Consider the following 1117-nt stretch of genomic DNA (forward strand, 5'->3'; position numbering starts at 1 on the left):
AGTTTCACATGATACTAACAAAGTATAGGCAATATTACATGTATTTAAATGTAGAATAGTATAAACCTATATCTACATAATGTGTTGCTATTAATTTGGTAGAATAGTGAGGAACAAGAGAATTGGTAATATACAATTTTTAGAAGAGATGGAATTGAGAAGTGAACATACTTACAATTTCATCTTTTTATTTTTGACACGCTTTTTGCAATTAAAGTATAAAAAAGGTAGCTGTATAAAAGTACAGCTACCTTTTTTAAAAAATTTCGTATACAAGAACAACTTTAGCGTAAACTTGCGCTTAATGGTACTTGAGAATAAACTGTGAAATTGTTACTATAAGTACCATGTTTAGAAAATGAGGAAGAAATTGAACTGTTCCAACTCTTGTAGATAGATCCAGATGTATCTGCTCTTAGAAGTACGTTTGAAAAGCTAGCTTGGCTAAAAGAATTACGTCCAGTATCTTCAACGCCCTGAACCATTTTTACTGGTTCGTATTGAGAAAATGAGCCATATACAGGCTGATTTGTATATCTAGGGATTCCATTTACATACATAGTAACCGTACCATTGCCGTTATTAATTATTTTAAGGTTTACTCGATCACCATCTTTAATTGATGTATCATATTGTGTGTTCCAATACTTATTGTTTTGACCTGATTCATTATATCCTGAATTAAGAAATACTTTATATCCACTTGGTGTTTTTGAAATACCACCTTCAACTTTAGATGCTCCAATACCTAAATACCAATTCACATATCCATCCTTAACAACAACTGATTTTGGTAGGTTTATATCAGCTGCAATTCCAGTATAACTACTATTTGTAACACTTTTTACAGCACCTTCTGTAGCTGCAAAACTTGTAGTTGAAAACATTGATAGAGAAATTAGAAGTGAACCGACTAGATACATCATTTTTTTCTTACTTTTCCTTAATACTTGATTCATTTTTAAATCCCCCTTATTTTTAATTATTAAATTGTATTGAAAGTTGGCCAACTAACTACGACTTACAAACCAAAGATACATTAGGTTTAATTTAATGTATATATTTTCCTGTCATAAGTCATTAAAATGCCAAATAAATTAGATTATTCGTATTTATC

The 1117-nt window shown here is 30.0% G+C and carries 1 protein-coding gene; it reads right to left on the reverse strand.

Annotated features, from left to right (window positions below):
* Positions 1-284 precede the first annotated feature (284 nt).
* The gene (locus ABWK52_RS29515) at positions 285-959 is read right to left on the reverse strand and encodes a hypothetical protein (protein WP_098326478.1); all 675 of its coding nucleotides are present in this window, start codon (positions 957-959) and stop codon (positions 285-287) included.
* Positions 960-1117: the final 158 nt, after the last annotated feature.

Origin of the sequence: Bacillus sp. AP50 (assembly GCF_040492675.1) — a bacterium.
Classification (GTDB): domain Bacteria; phylum Bacillota; class Bacilli; order Bacillales; family Bacillaceae_G; genus Bacillus_A; species Bacillus_A cereus.

Bases quoted from the DNA above. Each gene is read 5' to 3' on its own strand.
- ABWK52_RS29515 (WP_098326478.1), bottom strand. From the start codon at position 959: ATGAATCAAGTATTAAGGAAAAGTAAGAAAAAAATGATGTATCTAGTC.